Below are 14,812 nucleotides of genomic sequence, written 5' to 3'. Positions count from 1 at the left end.
ACCCTATAGAATAATGTGAAGGACGTGGCGAAATGTTCCGCAGCTTTGCAGGACTACGCCGCGTTCCTCCGCATTACCGCTTCCTCGCGATAAAGCATCTTATGGCGAGCTGCGCATAAGATCGCGAAGGCGCCGGCGTACGCATCGTAGATGCGGGTTTGCGCGGGCGTAAGCTGGTGCTCGACCAGTTCGTATTCAACACCGTCATAGGAGAGCGACCGGGCCGTGTAGAGGCCGAGGGCGCGCAGGTCGCGGGCAAGCACCTCCATGGCCGCGACACCGCCATTGTCGACGGCCTCCACGAACTCGGCGCGGTTAGCGAAGGGAAAATCGTCACCGCCCCACAGGCCGAGCCGCTGGGCATAGGCGAGATTGTGGACGGTTGTCGCGCCCGTGGCAGAGACGTAGACAACGCGCGCATTTGGCAGCGCGTGCTGGAGCCGGAGCCCGGCACGGCCCTGCTGTGAGGGCGCAACATCGCCCCGTTCTCCCTTGCCGCCGCCGGCGTTCTGCATTGCGTGCGACTCGTCGAAAATAATGACTCCATCGAAGTCGGAGCCCAACCATTCGACGATCTGTTTGACCCGCGAAAGCTTCTCGCCACGGTCGTCGGACCGTAGCGTGGAATAGGTGGTGAAAAGGACGCCTTCGTTGAGACGGATCCGCGTGCCCTGAGGGAAACGCGATAGCGGCGTGACCAGCAAACGCTCCATACCGAGCGCCGACCAGTCGCGTTGCGCGTCTTCCAGCAGCTTGTCGGACTTCGAGATCCATACTGCCTTGCGGCGACCCTGCAGCCAGTTGTCGAGGATGATGCCAGCGGATTGACGGCCCTTGCCGGCGCCGGTCCCGTCGCCGAGCATAAAGCCCCGCCGGAAGCGGACGGCGTTTGGCGCGTCGTCCGGCGCGGCGGTGACGAGATCGCCGGTCTCGTCCACGGTCCAGGCGCCTGCGAGGTGTTCGCCATGAGCTTCGCCGGCGTAGATCACCGTCTCGAGCTGGGCGTCGGACAGAACGCCCTCGGTGACGACCGCGGCTGGAAGCGTCGGGCGATAGCTCGGCTTCGGCGGCGCGACCGACGCCATGGCGGCCGACTGTACCAATTTCGTGGGATGAGGCTGCGCCTCCGGGATGCGGACCGACTGGAGCGCATAGGCCTCATAGATCGAGTCAGACAGTCGGCATTCTTCTGGAGGCATCCGCTCGACGGTCTCATAGTCAAGCGGCATGCCTTTGATCTCAGCCGTCGGCCGGGCGGGGGTGGATGCTGCGGCCTTGGCGAGATAGCCGCGAACGGTGCGCGGCGCCGTGTCCGGGGAAATCTTGGGCAGCGCGACCGCCATGCGCGGGGGCAAGTCGCGTTCGATCCAAGCGAGGAGCGTCGCCACGTCGGGCGCGATGCCGGGGGATGCCGGGAAGCGTGCAAAATCCTCGGCCGGCGCCTTGTCGATGACGGTCAGGCGGGTTTCGATGGTCGTGCCGTGCTTGGCATAGACAGAGCCCGCGATCGCCGCACTGAACACGACGCGGCCGCGCTCCTGCAGCCGGGCGAAGCGGTCCCGCCAGGCCGGCAGCTCGGGCGAGAAATTTGCGCCGGTGATCGCGACCAACCGGCCGCCCGGCGCGAGCCGCGCCAGAGCGGAAGCGATATGGCGATAGGCGGCGTCGGCGACGCGTCCTGAGACGGCCGCCATGACCGAGAACGGCGGGTTCATGATGATGACACTGGGAATGGCGGCGCGGTCGAGATGATCATCGATCTGCGCGGCGTCGAAACGCGTGACCGAATGAGCTGGAAAGAGAGCGGCAAGAAGATCGGCGCGGGTCTCGGCCAGCTCATTGAGGATGAGATCGGAGCCTTCGATCTCGGCAAGGATCGCAAGCAGGCCCGTGCCGGCCGAGGGCTCCAGTACCCGGTCAGCGGACGTGAGCGCTGCGGCGGTCAAGGCCGCGAGACCAAGCGGCGTCGGCGTCGAGAACTGCTGACGGGCCTGAGCCTCCTCGGACCGGCGCGTGTGCGTCGGCAGCAGCCCGGCGATCTTGCTCAGCGCTGCGAGCCGTGCTTCCGGAGACGCGGCTTTGCGGAAAAGCGGCTTTCCGTATTTGCGCATGAAGAGGATGGTTGCCGCTTCGCAGGCGTCATAGGCCGTCTTCCAGTCCCAGGCGCCGCTAGCGTCGGACGCGCCGAAGGCCTGTTCCATGGCCGAGCGCAGTATCGCGGCATCGATCGCGCGGCCCTGTTCGAGATGAGGAAGGAGATGGCCGGCGGCGGCGAGAATGGCGGCGGCCGGCGGCGCGTTGGGCGCGAGCGGAAGCGAGGCCGCCGGGGCGGCTCCGGAGACGGGAGCGTAAAGCATGGAGGGAACCTCGAGAGAGCAAGAACGGACGAGCCGGCCCGGCGCTCTCTCTCGACCGGACGGGCTCAACCCCGTCCCGGCCGACCTCTCACTCTGACGCGGTCAGCGACCATCGCTCCGGCTTGCGGGAAGCACGTCTTCGGCAGTTGCGCGTGCCGGCGGGCGATGCGCCGTTCCCGGCGAAGGATCGCACTATTGTCGCGAATCCGTCCGAGCGCCCGCCTCAGGGCGAGGCATCGGGTGGACGGTAGAGCTCGAAGGGGTTGCCGTCGGCCAGATGGCCGAAGGGCGTAAAAACGTAGTCGCCGTCGTCACGTCCAACGGCGCAGATGACGTAGCGAACCTCGCCCGTTGCGATCTCGGTGCATTCAATTAGCGCCAGGTCGCCGCTGGTCGCGGCGTGCAGCAGCGTCTCGAAATTGGCACGGGCATGATCGGGAATGCTCATCGCGCGGCTCCCTGAGGAAGTCGATCGGCGAGCCAGCGTCCGGTGCTGATCCATTCGAGCGTCCGGCCGGTCGAAAGATCGAGCAGATGGGCGCCGCCAGAGAAGCCGTCGATTACGGGGTCCGAGGCAATATTCGCCCACTGGAAGCCCCAATGTCCGGTCAGGCCGAAGGCCGCGGCGCAGCGGGTAACGAAGGTGATCACCAGTTGCTGGTCAGCGCTGCCAGGATCGCGCAGCCACAGGCGAGCCGATCCGAATTCGGGCGAAAGGGTGAGCAGGAACGGCTCGGCCGGGGGATCCTCGCGGGAGTTTTCGGCCATCAGCGTGGTGTAGATGTCGAAGGCGCGCGTCGCGTTGGCGGCAGTGCCGACGTCGAGCAGGCAGGAAAAGCGGGTGAGAAAATCGGTCATGGCGGACTCCTGAAACGAAAAAAGCCCGGCGCTGGGCCGGGCTTGGGAGGGATCGAAAGACTGTCCGGCTAGTAGCCGAACCGCCAGGACGGCCAGTCTTGACCGTCGTCGGCGGCCTGCACTGCCTCGCCGAGATAGGCGGGATCGCCTTCGACGATGGTGGGATCGCGGACTGGCGTCTCATCGATGACGGTGACGCAGGCAACTAGCCCGTCCTCGACCTCGACATGCACGGGAACGAGATACTGGAAAACGACGCGCCGGGGCGCCGGGCTGGATTGCGACATGGCGTAGCTCCTCGATTGGGGGAATAGACGGAGCGGCCAAAGCCGCCCCGCCAGAGCGATCATTCGGCCGCGACGAGGTGGCGTTCATCGTCTTCGCCAGCGGCCTCCTCGTCATCGCTCGCGAGAAAGTCGGGCAACGCCGCCCCATCATCCTCGCCTCCGGTCTGGGTTTCCGCCGTCGACACCTCACCCTCGGCGACCACGCGCAGCGGCTCCGGCAGCCAGCCGGTGTCCGCCAGCAGGCGCTCGGCCTCCTTCGCCATGTCGCCCTTCTTCAGATGGTCGATGAGTTGTGCGGCTTGCTCGCCGGCGCCCTCGCGGACCGCCTGCAAGATGCGGGGCTTGGTCACCCGGTTGAGGTAGTTGCCGAAGGTCGGTCGCCAGCCGGCCTCGACCAGATCGAGGCCTGTCGCCTTCGTCAGTCGGTCGGCCTGCGAAAGCCTCATGTCGAGGGTATGCTGGGATACACCGCTGCCACTATGCGGGTTCGGCCGCTCATAGAGCGCGTTCACGCCATAGCTGACGCAATGCGCGAGGAGAGCCATGCGGCTGGGCTCATCCAGGTCGGCGAGCCAGTCCCACAAGGCTGCATCGTCCTTCGGGATATCGCCAGCCCAGGCGGCGTGGCGGTCCTGCACCGCACGGGCGGACGGGCTGTCCTTCAGCGCATCGTCCTGGGCCGGGAAGAAGACGTGCTTCACCCCGGCTTCCATGGTGCCCGTATACATGCGGGTCATGAAGGTGTCCGAGACGAGCTTGTGGAGGAGCGCCGTCATAGCTACGTGCGGGTTCTCCGCGACGGCGTTGCGCAGCGCGAGCGTGCGATAGGCCGTCAGCTCGATCACCAGGCGCTCCGGCAGCGGCTTGATGACGCCGTCATCCTCGTCGTCCTCGGGCTCGGCAGGCTGGCCGCCGATGGTGATGACCGCCCTCTGCACCGACGGCTCGGCCAAATCGCCGTCGGCGTCCACGCCGTTCTCGACCTCTGGATCGATCGGTGCTTCATCCTCCGCCCGCACGTAGCCACGGTCGATGGCGAGGGTGCCGTCATGGGCGACGCTGATGAAGACGCCCGCGCGCGGGATGTCGTCCGCCTCGTAGCGCATCGGCCGGGTCTCGAAGGCTGCGAGCGCCGTCTCGATCTCGCTGAGGCGCTGGTCTACCTCGTCCGGCAGTTCGTCGGCGCCTTCATACTCGGCTTCGAGCTTCTGATACTCGGCATTGAGCGCCTCGATGGTCGCCTGTTCCTCGGCCGAAAGGTCGAGCGGCTCGCCCTGCAATTCCCGCAGGCCGCGCGTCGTGTCGTAGGGAAAGCTGACCGCGACCTCGATCCACTTCCAGCCTTCGGCGGCGATCGACTCGGCGGTGGCCTTGAGCTTTTCGGCGACCAGGCGGTCGAGCAGGCTCGCGTCCTGCAGCCAGCCGCCATCATCGGACTGGAAGAGATCGCGCATGACGATGCCTCCCGCCTGTTCATAGGTCTCGATTCCCACGAAAACCGCGCGCTTGTCCGCGGCGCGAACGGTTGTCTCGGTCAGCATGCGCCTGATCTGGTAAGGCTCCTTCGACCAGGCGTCCTTGATCGCGTCCCAGACCTGCTGCTGACGGGCGTGGTCGCCCGACACGGTGAAGGCCATGAGCTGCTCCAGCGTCATGCCGTCTTCGGCATAAACCTCGAGCAGCGCTGGCGACGCCGAAGCAAGCCGCAGCCGCTGTTTGACGACTTGGGCCTGCACGAAGAAGGCCGCGGCGATCTCCTCCTCGGTCATGCCCTTGTCGCGCATGTCCTGAAAGGCGCGAAACTGGTCGAGGGGATGGAGCGGCGCGCGCTCGATATTCTCGGCGAGCGAGACTTCTTCCGCGAGGATCGCGCTGTCGCGCTCGCGCACCACGCACGGCACCGGCGACACCTTGGCGAGGCGCTTCTGCTTCACCAGCAGCTCCAGCGCACGGAACCGGCGTCCGCCGGCTGGGACCTCGAACATGCCGGTCTCGTTGCCTTCGGCATCGACGACCGGGAAAACGCTGATGCTCTGGATCAGGCCGCGCCGGGCGATCGAGGCCGCCAGGTCCTCGATCGAGACACCAGCCTTGATGCGCCGGACGTTCGACTGACTCAGGACCAGCTTGTTGAAGGGGATGTCGCGCGAGGGCGACAGGACGATCTTTTGAGCTGCAACAGCCATCGGGATGTACTCCGCGACGGGCGGCCAAGAGACTCTCTCTCGACCTCCAACCCGTCACGAAAAACCCGTCCTCCCTCTCACTCTCCTCCTGGGCGCGCCCGGCGAGACCCCGGAAGGGCATCGGCGCGACCAAGGAATCTGGCAAGCGCCTCATCCTCAGGCGCATCCCGGTCGAACAGGATGTATTCCGCGCCGAGGCGCCGCGCGTATTCGGCAATCCCCACCAGATCGGCGGGGAGATTATCGCGGTCGCCTTCTCCGACCCAGATGAACCAGCCGTAGGGTGTCGCCGCGACAAGCTCGTCGCCCTGATCGACGTGAACATTCAGATAGGTGCTCGACGCTTCCGAGAGGTGAGCGGTCGAGCAATCGAAGAAGACCCGGAGCGGGTACGTGATCATGCTCATGCCGCCCTCCTTTCAAGTGCATCGGCGGCAACGTCGCGGGCAGCGGCCTCCGGCGCATGCGCCAGCAGCCAGTCGGCCGCCTTGCTCGCCTGACTTGCGGCCCGAACGATGGCGCGGTTGTCCTCGCGCAGGACCTGCAGCCACGAGCCGATATAGTCGGCGTGGCGGACGGTGGGCACGATGCCGAGTGAAGCGCAGCAGAAGGCTGCGTTCATTTCGGCGACCAATTCCTCGAACGCGTATTTCTTGGTGCCGAAGCCGCCGGTCAGGTCGCGGCCCACTCGGCTCGAGTGACCCGTCGCGTGTCCGAGTTCATGCAGGGCCGTGCGGTGCCAGTTGATCGGCTCGAAATAGGCTTGTGGCGGAGGGACCTGCACATAGTCGAGCGCAGGCACGTAGAACGCCCGATCACCGGCGATGCGAAAGTCTATGCCTGAGGCGCGGATCAGCGATTCGACCTGTGGTTCGATCATCCCCTGCGGCGGCGGCGGCGCATTGACCGTGACGTCCTCCGGCAGGCCCTCGCACTGGGCTGCGTTGAAGACGGTGAAGCGCTTCAGGAACGGGATCGCCTGCGCGTCCTCACCGCTCTCGCGGGCGCGGCGTTTCTCGTCTTCTGGCGTGAAGCGGTCCGCATAGACGACGGTCGTACCGCGCGCGCCCTTGCGGACATTGCCGCCGAGCGAGAGTGCTTGACGGAAGGTGAGCCAGCTCTGGCCCGGAAAGCCGTGTTCGACCACGGCGCCCCAGAGGATCAGGATGTTGATGCCCGAATAGTGCCGGCCCGTGGAAGCGTTTTTCGGCATGGCAAGCGGGGCCTTTGCGGCCGTCGTTCCCCACGGTTGGACCCAAGGCACGCGACCGGCCTCCAGCTCGGCGACGATCTTATCGGTAATCTCGTCGTAAAGGTTCGCCCGGTCCTGGCCTGGGCGTGGCGAAGCAGTTCGTCTGGACATCGCGGATCTCCGCGACGGGCGCCGGAAGCTTCTCTCCCAGCCCTAAACCCGTCACGGCAATCCGGTCCGCACTCTCACTCTCGGGGGGCGTTGCGGGGTCTCCCCGCAGAAGGGGTCGGCAGAGACCTTGGGCTCGGCCGAAGGGGAAGGCCTTCCCCCCGCGTAGGATAATGAAATGTTTATCGTGTTCAGAGGTCAGCCGTTAAGCGAACAGCGATTACCATCAGCGTTGGCGAAGTGTGTTCCTGGGTGACCCGTCGTTGCTGCGCTTTCAGAACGAAATTCTACGAATGATCGCGAACGGTGAGCCGCTCTTCGACACGATGCGGCAACTTTGCTTGCGGGTCGAAAAGACGTGGCCCGGTGTGCTCTGTTCGGTGTTCGCCATCGATCGAACGGGCGCAATGCGGCCGTTAGCGGCACCGAGCTTCCCGGAAGCCTATAGCCAGGCGCATGACGGGGTTGCGATCGGCCCCAACACCGATGCACCCGGGAGAGCCGCGTCTTCGCGCAAGCCAGTGCTGCTGGAGGATCTAGCGTCCGACCCTCGCGCCTCCCATAGTGCGGCGATCATTCATGGACTTGGCGTATCGGCGTGTTGGTCACTGCCTGTGCTTGGGGCGGCAGGCGACACGCTAGCGGTGCTGAACCTCTATTTTCACGGTGCGCGCCAGGTCGCAGATGTCGAGCGAGACGTGGCTGAAGCTTGCGTAGAACTCTGCGAGACAGCCTTCCGCAGACACGAGAGTACGCTCGATCGGGATCGTCGAGCGAATGTCGATGCGTTGACCGGTTTGGCCAACAGGGCAGCCTATAACGGCGCGATGGCTCAGCTTCGCTGCGACGATGTCGGGTCGTGGGCACTGTTCATCATCGACCTCGACAACCTCAAGATCGTCAACGACACGTTCGGCCATCTGGCGGGCGACGCTCTGATCCGTGCCGCGTCGGCGCGTATCGCTCGCGCGATGGCGCCGGACGTCACCTATCGGATAGGAGGCGACGAATTCGCGGTCATCCTCCAGCAGCCGACAAATGTCGCCGACCTGAATGCTGCGGCCGAACGCGTCTTCGACGAGCTTGAGGTGGCGGCGGACTGCGACGGACACACCGTCGTACCTCGCGCGACCATCGGCGGCGCGACGTTGAGCAAGACCGAACGCACAGCGACGAGCGTCGGAGAAGCGGCCGACTTCGCGCTCTACCATGCGAAGGAGACGGGCCGTGGCGGCTTCGTTCGCTACTGGCCCGGCATCGGCTCGCGGATCTCAAGCCGGCGCGCCGCGATCCGTGATGTCTCGGAAGCCTTGACCGAAAATCGTATCGAGGCGCACTACCAGCCGATCCTGAGGCTGGACACCGGCCTCATCGTGGGACTCGAAGCCCTGTGCCGACTGCGATCGCGAAGCGGCGATCTTCTTCCTGCCGGCTCTTTCCAGGAAGCAACGACTGACGCTCATGTCGCCTCCGAGTTGACGGCCCGCATGATGGCAATCGTCGCTTCCGACATAGGTCATTGGCAAAACGCGGGACTGCTCGTCGAGCAGGTCAGCCTGAACGTATCGACAGCGGATTTCTACACGGGCAGCCTCGCCAAGAAGGTCTCCGAGACCTTCTCCAAAGGTGGCATCGACCTGAACAAGATCGTGTTGGAGATAAGCGAGGACGTCTATCTCGGTCGGAATGATCGGGTCGTAGCGCGGGAGATCGAAGTGTTGCGTGCGGCCGGGGTGCGCGTCGCCCTCGACGACTTCGGCACGGGCTACGCCTCGCTGACGCATCTGGTGAATGTGCCGGTCGATATCATCAAGATCGACCGGGCATTTGTCGCCCGGCTGTGGCCTGACGATCCGAGCACCATCATTGTGGAAGGGCTAATCGAGATCGCCCGCCGTCTTGGCGTCGCCGTGGTCGCGGTCGGCATCGAGACCGAGGTTCAGGCGAGTCAGCTCTGGGCGATGGGCTGTGCGCTTGGACAGGGCTACGCGTTCGCGTATCCCGGCGACCGAGACGCGACCGGCACGCTACTCCATCGGCATGAAGCGGGCGGCATCGGAACGATGCCGCTTTACGCTGCTCGGCAATCGGCCGGCCAGGGTGACCGTATCTCTAGGCGCCGCGTTTCAACGAGATAAGCGGTGCGCCGTAAATGCGTATCCGTGCACAAGCGTAACTCCGCAGCGCGGGCAGGATTGTAAGTTCGCACTATGGTCGCCGATGTTGGAGACGACGCTCTCCGCAGCTTCTGTAACTTTTAACGGAAATCTCTCGTCTTCACCTTGATCGTGTCCAGGTGGAGGTCCGGAATGAAAATGTCGCGCGGCCGAACAGTCCGAGGCGGCAAGCCGCGTGGATCGGGCATAGGCGAGCCATGGTGAAACTCGTCGCCCCGACCATGCGGTAAGGGGAAGGCTGTCTCCCGATCGCCGACGCTCGCCAGGGCAGCGGAGAGGTCTGTGAGCCGCTGGGCGACGAGATGGACCACTTCCCCCTCGCGCTGCACGCGACCGCGCACCGCGATCATGCCCGCTGAAAGGATTATGCGACGGTTCTGCTCGAAGACCTTCGGCCAGACCACGAGGTTCGCGATGCCGCTTTCGTCTTCCAGCGTTATGAACATGACGCCCTTGGCAGACCCCGGACGCTGTCGGACCAGCACGATGCCGGCCGCTTCGAGCCACCGGCCGTCACGCGCTTCCATAGCTTCGAGGCAGGTGACCATTCGGCGCCGCCGCAAGTCCTGCCGCAGGAAGGATACGGGGTGATCCCGTAGAGAGAGGCTGACGTGGCGGTAGTCTTCGACGACATCGCCACCGGCCGTCATGGGTCGGAGAACGATGGCCGGTTCGGCAATCTCGGGCACGATTTCCGCTTCGCGGGCCGAGGCCGCAGCAAAGAGCGGCAATGGTTCATCCCGAAGCGCCTTGATTGCCCAGAGCGCTTCCCGACGAGCGAGACCAAAGGGCGGCCGGAAACCGTCTGCCTCAGCGATCTGCGTCAATGCGCCCACGGGCACGCCAGCTCGGCGCCAGAGGTCGTCCACCGACATGAAGGGATGACCCGCCTGGGCAGCGACGATCGCCGCGCCATGGGCGTTTGCCAGACCCTTGACCATGCGCAGGCCCAGCCGGACAGCAAATCGGCCGTCATCATCGATCGGCTCAAGCGTGCAGTCCCAACGGGACGCATTGGCGCACACCGGTCGCACTTCGACGCCATGATCTCGTGCATCGCGTACGATCTGGGCCGGCGCGTAGAACCCCATGGGCTGGCTGTTCAGGAGCGCCGCGCAGAAAACGTCGGGGTGCCAGCATTTCAGCCAAGCGGACGCGTAGGCGATAAGCGCAAAAGAGGCTGCGTGGCTTTCCGGAAAGCCGTAAGAACCGAAGCCTTCGAGTTGCTTGAAGGTCTGCTCGGCGAAGGCAGCGTCGTAGCCATTGGCCACCATGCCGGCGATCAGCTTGTCCCGGAAATGCGATACACCCCCGGTGAACTTGAAGGTCGCCATCGACTTGCGCAGCATGTCGGCTTCCCCGGGCGTGAACCCGGCGCATTCGATCGCGACGCGCATCGCCTGCTCCTGGAACAGGGGAACGCCGAGCGTCTTGCCCAGAACCTTCTCGAGCTCCGGCTTTGGATAGTGGACGGGCTCCAGCCCCTCCCGGCGACGAAGATAGGGGTGAACCATGTCGCCTTGGATCGGCCCAGGCCGGACGATGGCGACCTGAACGACGAGGTCGTAATAGGTACGCGGTTTCAGGCGCGGCAGCATGGACATCTGCGCGCGGCTTTCGATCTGGAAGGTGCCGAGCGTATCGGCCCTCCGGATCATCGCATAGGTGCGTGGATCCTCCGCAGGGATGGTCGCCAGATCGAGGTTTACGCCCTTGTGCTCGGCGAGTAGATCGAGCCCCTTCTTCATGCAGGTCAACATGCCGAGCGCCAGGACGTCGACCTTCATGAACTTGAGAGCGTCGATATCGTCCTTGTCCCATTCGATGACCTGACGATCGACCATCGACGCGGGCTCGATCGGCACGAGATCGTCGAGGCGGTCATGGGTGAGCACGAAGCCGCCAGGGTGCTGGCTGAGGTGGCGCGGAGCGCCCATCAGTTGCCGGGCAAGATCGAGCGTCATCCGAAGGCGCCGGTCTGCGAGGTTGAGATTCAACTCCTCGACGTGGCGCTTCTCAACGCCTTCCTCTGACCACGCCCACACCTGCGACGACAGCGTGCCGATCAGGTCTTCGGGCAGTCCGAGCGCCTTGCCGACGTCCCGCAACGCACCCTTGGTGCGATACCGGATGACGGTCGAGCACAGCGCGGCATGCTCCCGGCCATAGGTCTCGAACACCCATTGCATGACGATTTCGCGCCGCTCATGTTCGAAATCGACGTCGATGTCGGGCGGCTCGCGCCGTTCCTCGGAGATGAAACGCTCGAACAGCAGGTCGTTGCGGCCAGGATCGATCGAAGTGATGCCAAGAACGTAACAGACGGCGGAGTTGGCGGCCGACCCACGACCCTGACACAGAATGTCCTTTGACCGCGCGAAGCGAACGATGGAGTTCACGGTCAGGAAATAAGGCGCGTAGTCCAGCTTCTCGATCAACCGCAACTCATGCTGGAGGGCGGCGGTCACGCTCTCGGGTACGCCCTCGGGATAGCGTTCAGCCGCGCCCTCCCAGGTGAGCTTTGCCAACGTCTGCTGGGGTGTGAGTGCGGGATCGTCGCGCTCTTCCGGATACTGGTAGGCAAGCTCGTCGAGGCTGAAGCGGCAGCGGTCCGCGATCTGCAGCGTCCGGGCAAGGGCCTCGGGATAGCGGCTGAACAGACGATGCATTTCGTCCGGCGGCTTGATGTAGCGATCGGCATGTCGCTCTCGCCGATCGCCAAGCGTATCGATCGTGACGTTGTGCCGGATGCATGTGACTACGTCCTGCAGGATCCGCCGGGCCGGCTCGTGGAAGAGGACGTCGTTCGTCACCACGGTGGGCACGCGCATCTGTGTGGCCATGTTCGAAAGCTCATGCAGTCGGAGCTGATCGTTTGGCCGGCGGCGCAAGGTGAGCGCGAGATAGGCTCTGTCGCCGAAAGCGTCCCGCAATCGCCGCAGCCGGAACTCGCACTCGTCATCCGCCAGGTCGGGTACGAGCGCGACGATCAGGCCTTCGCCATACGCGACGAGATCAGGCCATTCGAGGACGCACCGGGCCTTGCCCCCTCGCTTTTTGCCCAGGGACAGAAGACGGCAGAGGCGCGAATAAGCGGGTCGATCCGTTGGATAGACGAGCACGGATGTCCCGTCAGAGAGGTCGAGCCGGCAACCGACAATCAGGCGAACGCCGGTCGTCTTGGCCGCTTCATGAGCACGGACGACGCCGGCGAGCGAATTCCGATCGACGATGGCGACGGCCTCGATCCCAGCCAAGGCCGCTTGCGCAAACAGTTCCTCGCAGGAGGACGCGCCGCGCAGGAAGCTGAAGTGTGAGGTGACCTGCAGTTCGACGTAGCGAGGTGAGCTCATCCGAAGACCCCGTGGATGAACCAGCGGTGCGACCCCGTCGCCGTGTCTTCGCCGTCACCGGCACGATAAAGCCAGTAGCGTTCGCCGGCGTCGTCCTCGACCCGAAAATAGTCTCGGACGGCGACCAATTCGGCGTCGCGCTTCCACCACTCTCCGAACACGCGCTCCGGTCCATCACCCCGGCGCAGTCGGCGACGCACGCCGCGCCAGGTGAATGAAACGGGCGGATGATCAGGCAAGAGCGCTACAGTCTCGACCTGCTCCGGATGGGCCAGCAGACGCGAGGGCCGCGGCCAATGGCCGGGCCATGCTGCGCCCGTATCGGCGGCCATCGCCGGAATGCGGGCAACGGAGCGTTCCGGGACGTCGCTCGCAACCGGCGCCAGCCGATAGAGCGCCTGCTCGCCCACCCGGTTCATGAGCGTATCGATCAGGTCCGAGACGTCCGGCACACTCTCCTCGATAAGCGAACTAACGGTTTGCCGGCGCTCGATCGGCTCGGCGACGCTGGCTGCAAGCGTCATCACCTCGATTCCAAAGCCGGGCTCGATCGTCTCGATCTTGTCGCATAGGAGGCGCGTCAGGCGCTTTGCATCCCGGACCGGCGTTGCCATTCCAACCCGGACCGCCTGTGAGCGACTGTCGACACGGTGGCAGATAAGGTCGAGGCGTCGTGCGCCGAGACCCGCTGCCTCGAGGCGGTCGCAGAGCTGATCGACGAGCTTGGCGATGTAGCGGGCGATGGTCTCCGCCGCGCCAATCGGTTCCGCGAACGACCTGCGCACTTCGATCAGGTCGGCGGGTCGAATCGGATCGATCGGCTCTGACAGATCGCCAAGCGCCTGATCGATACGGCGGCCGATCGCTGGACCGAAGCGCAGGGTGAGCGGCGCGCGCGGCTGCGCGAGGATATCGCCGATGGTTTCAAAGCCAAGCGTCCGCAGCGCCGCGACTATCGAAGCGTCGATGCGCAGCGCGGCCAGCGGAAGCGGTTCCAACAGCGATGCATCATGACGTTCAGGAGCGATTATCGTCGCGCGGGCTGCAAACCGGGCCAAGGCGTGGGCCGCGCCCCAGCTGTCGGCGATCGCACCGCGAGCGGCGATACCGGACATGGCCAGCCTACCGATCAGGCCCTCCAGCATGACAGCTTCGCCGCCGTGAAGGTGATCGGCTCCGGTCGAGTCGATGATGATCCCGTCTGGAGGATCAGGGGCCACGACAGGCGCGTAGCGCAGGAGCCAGGTGGCGAGCCGATCAAGTGCCTCCACATCGGCTGCCGGCTCGGCATCTTGCACGATGAGGTCTGGCACCAGGACCTGAGCCTTGGTCACAGGCATGCCGGGGCGAAGGCCGGCGGCCACGGCAGCAGCATTCGCCGCCAGCACCACCCGCCTGTTTCCTTCCCGGCCAATCAGGACGAGCGGCGCCTCAGCCGGAGGCGCCGCGTCGCCAGCCTTCCGCCGAAGCCGGTCGGTGGACCAGCTCGGCAGGAAGAGCGAGACGACCCGTGTCATCGCACGCCTCCAACTCGAAATCTGCACTCTCGCCCGCGCGTGCGCGGATCAGTTCGACCAGCCAGCGGGCACGCCCTACGCCCGGAACAGGCAGAGGTGTCGATGGCACCATAGACACGCGCCAGCGTGTCATCGCGGCGGTGGGTTGGCCGAAATCAGTGGCTTCGGTCTGTCGTCGCCAACGCCGCAGCGCGATACCGATCGATCCGCTGCCCTCGGCTGCCAACTGCAGGCGGCGCGAGGCTGTCATGGAAAGCCGGGCCACCTCACCGAGAACCGCCCCTAGACCACCATGGCGCAACCCTTCCTCCATGCAGGCCAGCACGGTCTTGTCATCGCCGGCTTCGAGATAGATTACGCGATCTGACGCAAGACCTGCCTGGGCGATCGCCGGCGCGAACAGGTCCGGACGGGTGATACACCAGAGGATCTTGCCCTTGGTTCGAGCCGCGACGCCCGCGCTGAACAAGGCTGCTGCAGCACCATCGACCGCGCCATTCCCACCGCCTGCAATCTCATGCAGCGCGCCAAGCGCCAACCCGCCACCGGGGAGTCGTGAGTCGACGTCGGCAATCCCAAACGGGAGAACCGATTTGGCGCGCCGACTCCGGCCTTCGATCTTCTCGATCTGCGCGCGCAAAGACTCTATGGCGGGTTCGGGCCGCACGCTTCCAGTTGACCTCCGGATAAGGGTTCGTCATCATGTTCTCTATTTGT

At 65.0% G+C, this 14,812-nt stretch carries 10 protein-coding genes and 1 pseudogene; 1 reads left to right on the top strand and 10 read right to left on the bottom strand.

The window, feature by feature from the left end:
- Positions 1-116: 116 nt before the first annotated feature.
- The 7 genes and pseudogenes from ATE62_RS01310 to ATE62_RS01280 form a co-directional block, all read right to left on the bottom strand.
- A pseudogene (locus ATE62_RS01310) lies at positions 117-2,357 on the bottom strand (strawberry notch-like NTP hydrolase domain-containing protein); the annotation flags it as partial.
- A gap of 223 nt (positions 2,358-2,580) precedes the next feature.
- Positions 2,581-2,805: a DUF6117 family protein gene (locus ATE62_RS01305; RefSeq protein ID WP_058454239.1), complete on the bottom strand. Its 225-nt coding sequence runs from the start codon at positions 2,803-2,805 to the stop codon at positions 2,581-2,583.
- Positions 2,802-3,215, bottom strand: coding sequence for a hypothetical protein (locus ATE62_RS01300; protein ID WP_027297052.1), 414 nt, complete (start codon positions 3,213-3,215; stop codon positions 2,802-2,804). The genes ATE62_RS01305 and ATE62_RS01300 overlap by 4 nt, the downstream gene beginning before the upstream one ends.
- A 68-nt stretch (positions 3,216-3,283) precedes the next feature.
- Positions 3,284-3,502, bottom strand: coding sequence for a hypothetical protein (locus ATE62_RS01295; RefSeq protein ID WP_027297051.1), 219 nt, complete (start codon positions 3,500-3,502; stop codon positions 3,284-3,286).
- A gap of 59 nt (positions 3,503-3,561) precedes the next feature.
- The gene (locus ATE62_RS01290; protein WP_058454238.1) at positions 3,562-5,688 is read right to left on the bottom strand and encodes a ParB/RepB/Spo0J family partition protein; all 2,127 of its coding nucleotides are present in this window, start codon (positions 5,686-5,688) and stop codon (positions 3,562-3,564) included.
- 77 nt (positions 5,689-5,765) lie between these two features.
- Positions 5,766-6,095, bottom strand: a complete 330-nt coding sequence (locus ATE62_RS01285; protein WP_058454237.1) for a DUF5983 family protein — start codon at positions 6,093-6,095, stop codon at positions 5,766-5,768.
- Positions 6,092-7,051 carry an ArdC family protein gene (locus ATE62_RS01280; RefSeq protein ID WP_058454236.1) on the bottom strand — a complete coding sequence of 320 codons (960 nt, stop codon included), beginning with the start codon at positions 7,049-7,051 and terminating at the stop codon, positions 6,092-6,094. Before ATE62_RS01280 ends, ATE62_RS01285 begins: the two co-directional genes overlap by 4 nt.
- A 239-nt stretch (positions 7,052-7,290) precedes the next feature.
- On the opposite strand from ATE62_RS01280, the gene ATE62_RS01275 reads away from it, so the two are divergent.
- Complete coding sequence (locus tag ATE62_RS01275; protein WP_197422554.1) at positions 7,291-9,186, top strand: bifunctional diguanylate cyclase/phosphodiesterase; 1,896 nt, start codon at positions 7,291-7,293, stop codon at positions 9,184-9,186.
- Positions 9,187-9,305: 119 nt separating this feature from the next.
- Here the strand turns inward: ATE62_RS01275 and ATE62_RS01270 are convergent, their stop codons facing one another.
- The 3 genes from ATE62_RS01270 to ATE62_RS01260 are packed head-to-tail and all read right to left on the bottom strand — an operon-like array spanning position 9,306 to position 14,735.
- Positions 9,306-12,578 carry an error-prone DNA polymerase gene (locus ATE62_RS01270; RefSeq protein WP_058454234.1) on the bottom strand — a complete coding sequence of 1,091 codons (3,273 nt, stop codon included), beginning with the start codon at positions 12,576-12,578 and terminating at the stop codon, positions 9,306-9,308.
- Positions 12,575-14,095 carry a Y-family DNA polymerase gene (locus tag ATE62_RS01265; RefSeq protein ID WP_058454233.1) on the bottom strand — a complete coding sequence of 507 codons (1,521 nt, stop codon included), beginning with the start codon at positions 14,093-14,095 and terminating at the stop codon, positions 12,575-12,577. The genes ATE62_RS01270 and ATE62_RS01265 overlap by 4 nt, the downstream gene beginning before the upstream one ends.
- The gene (locus ATE62_RS01260; RefSeq protein ID WP_207790345.1) at positions 14,010-14,735 is read right to left on the bottom strand and encodes an ImuA family protein; all 726 of its coding nucleotides are present in this window, start codon (positions 14,733-14,735) and stop codon (positions 14,010-14,012) included. The genes ATE62_RS01265 and ATE62_RS01260 overlap by 86 nt, the downstream gene beginning before the upstream one ends.
- Between the last annotated feature and the right edge of the window lie 77 nt (positions 14,736-14,812).

Origin of the sequence: Sphingopyxis sp. HIX, from assembly GCF_001468285.1 — a bacterium.
In the GTDB taxonomy this organism is placed as follows: domain Bacteria; phylum Pseudomonadota; class Alphaproteobacteria; order Sphingomonadales; family Sphingomonadaceae; genus Sphingopyxis.
This window is presented reverse-complemented; position numbering and strand designations above follow the sequence as displayed.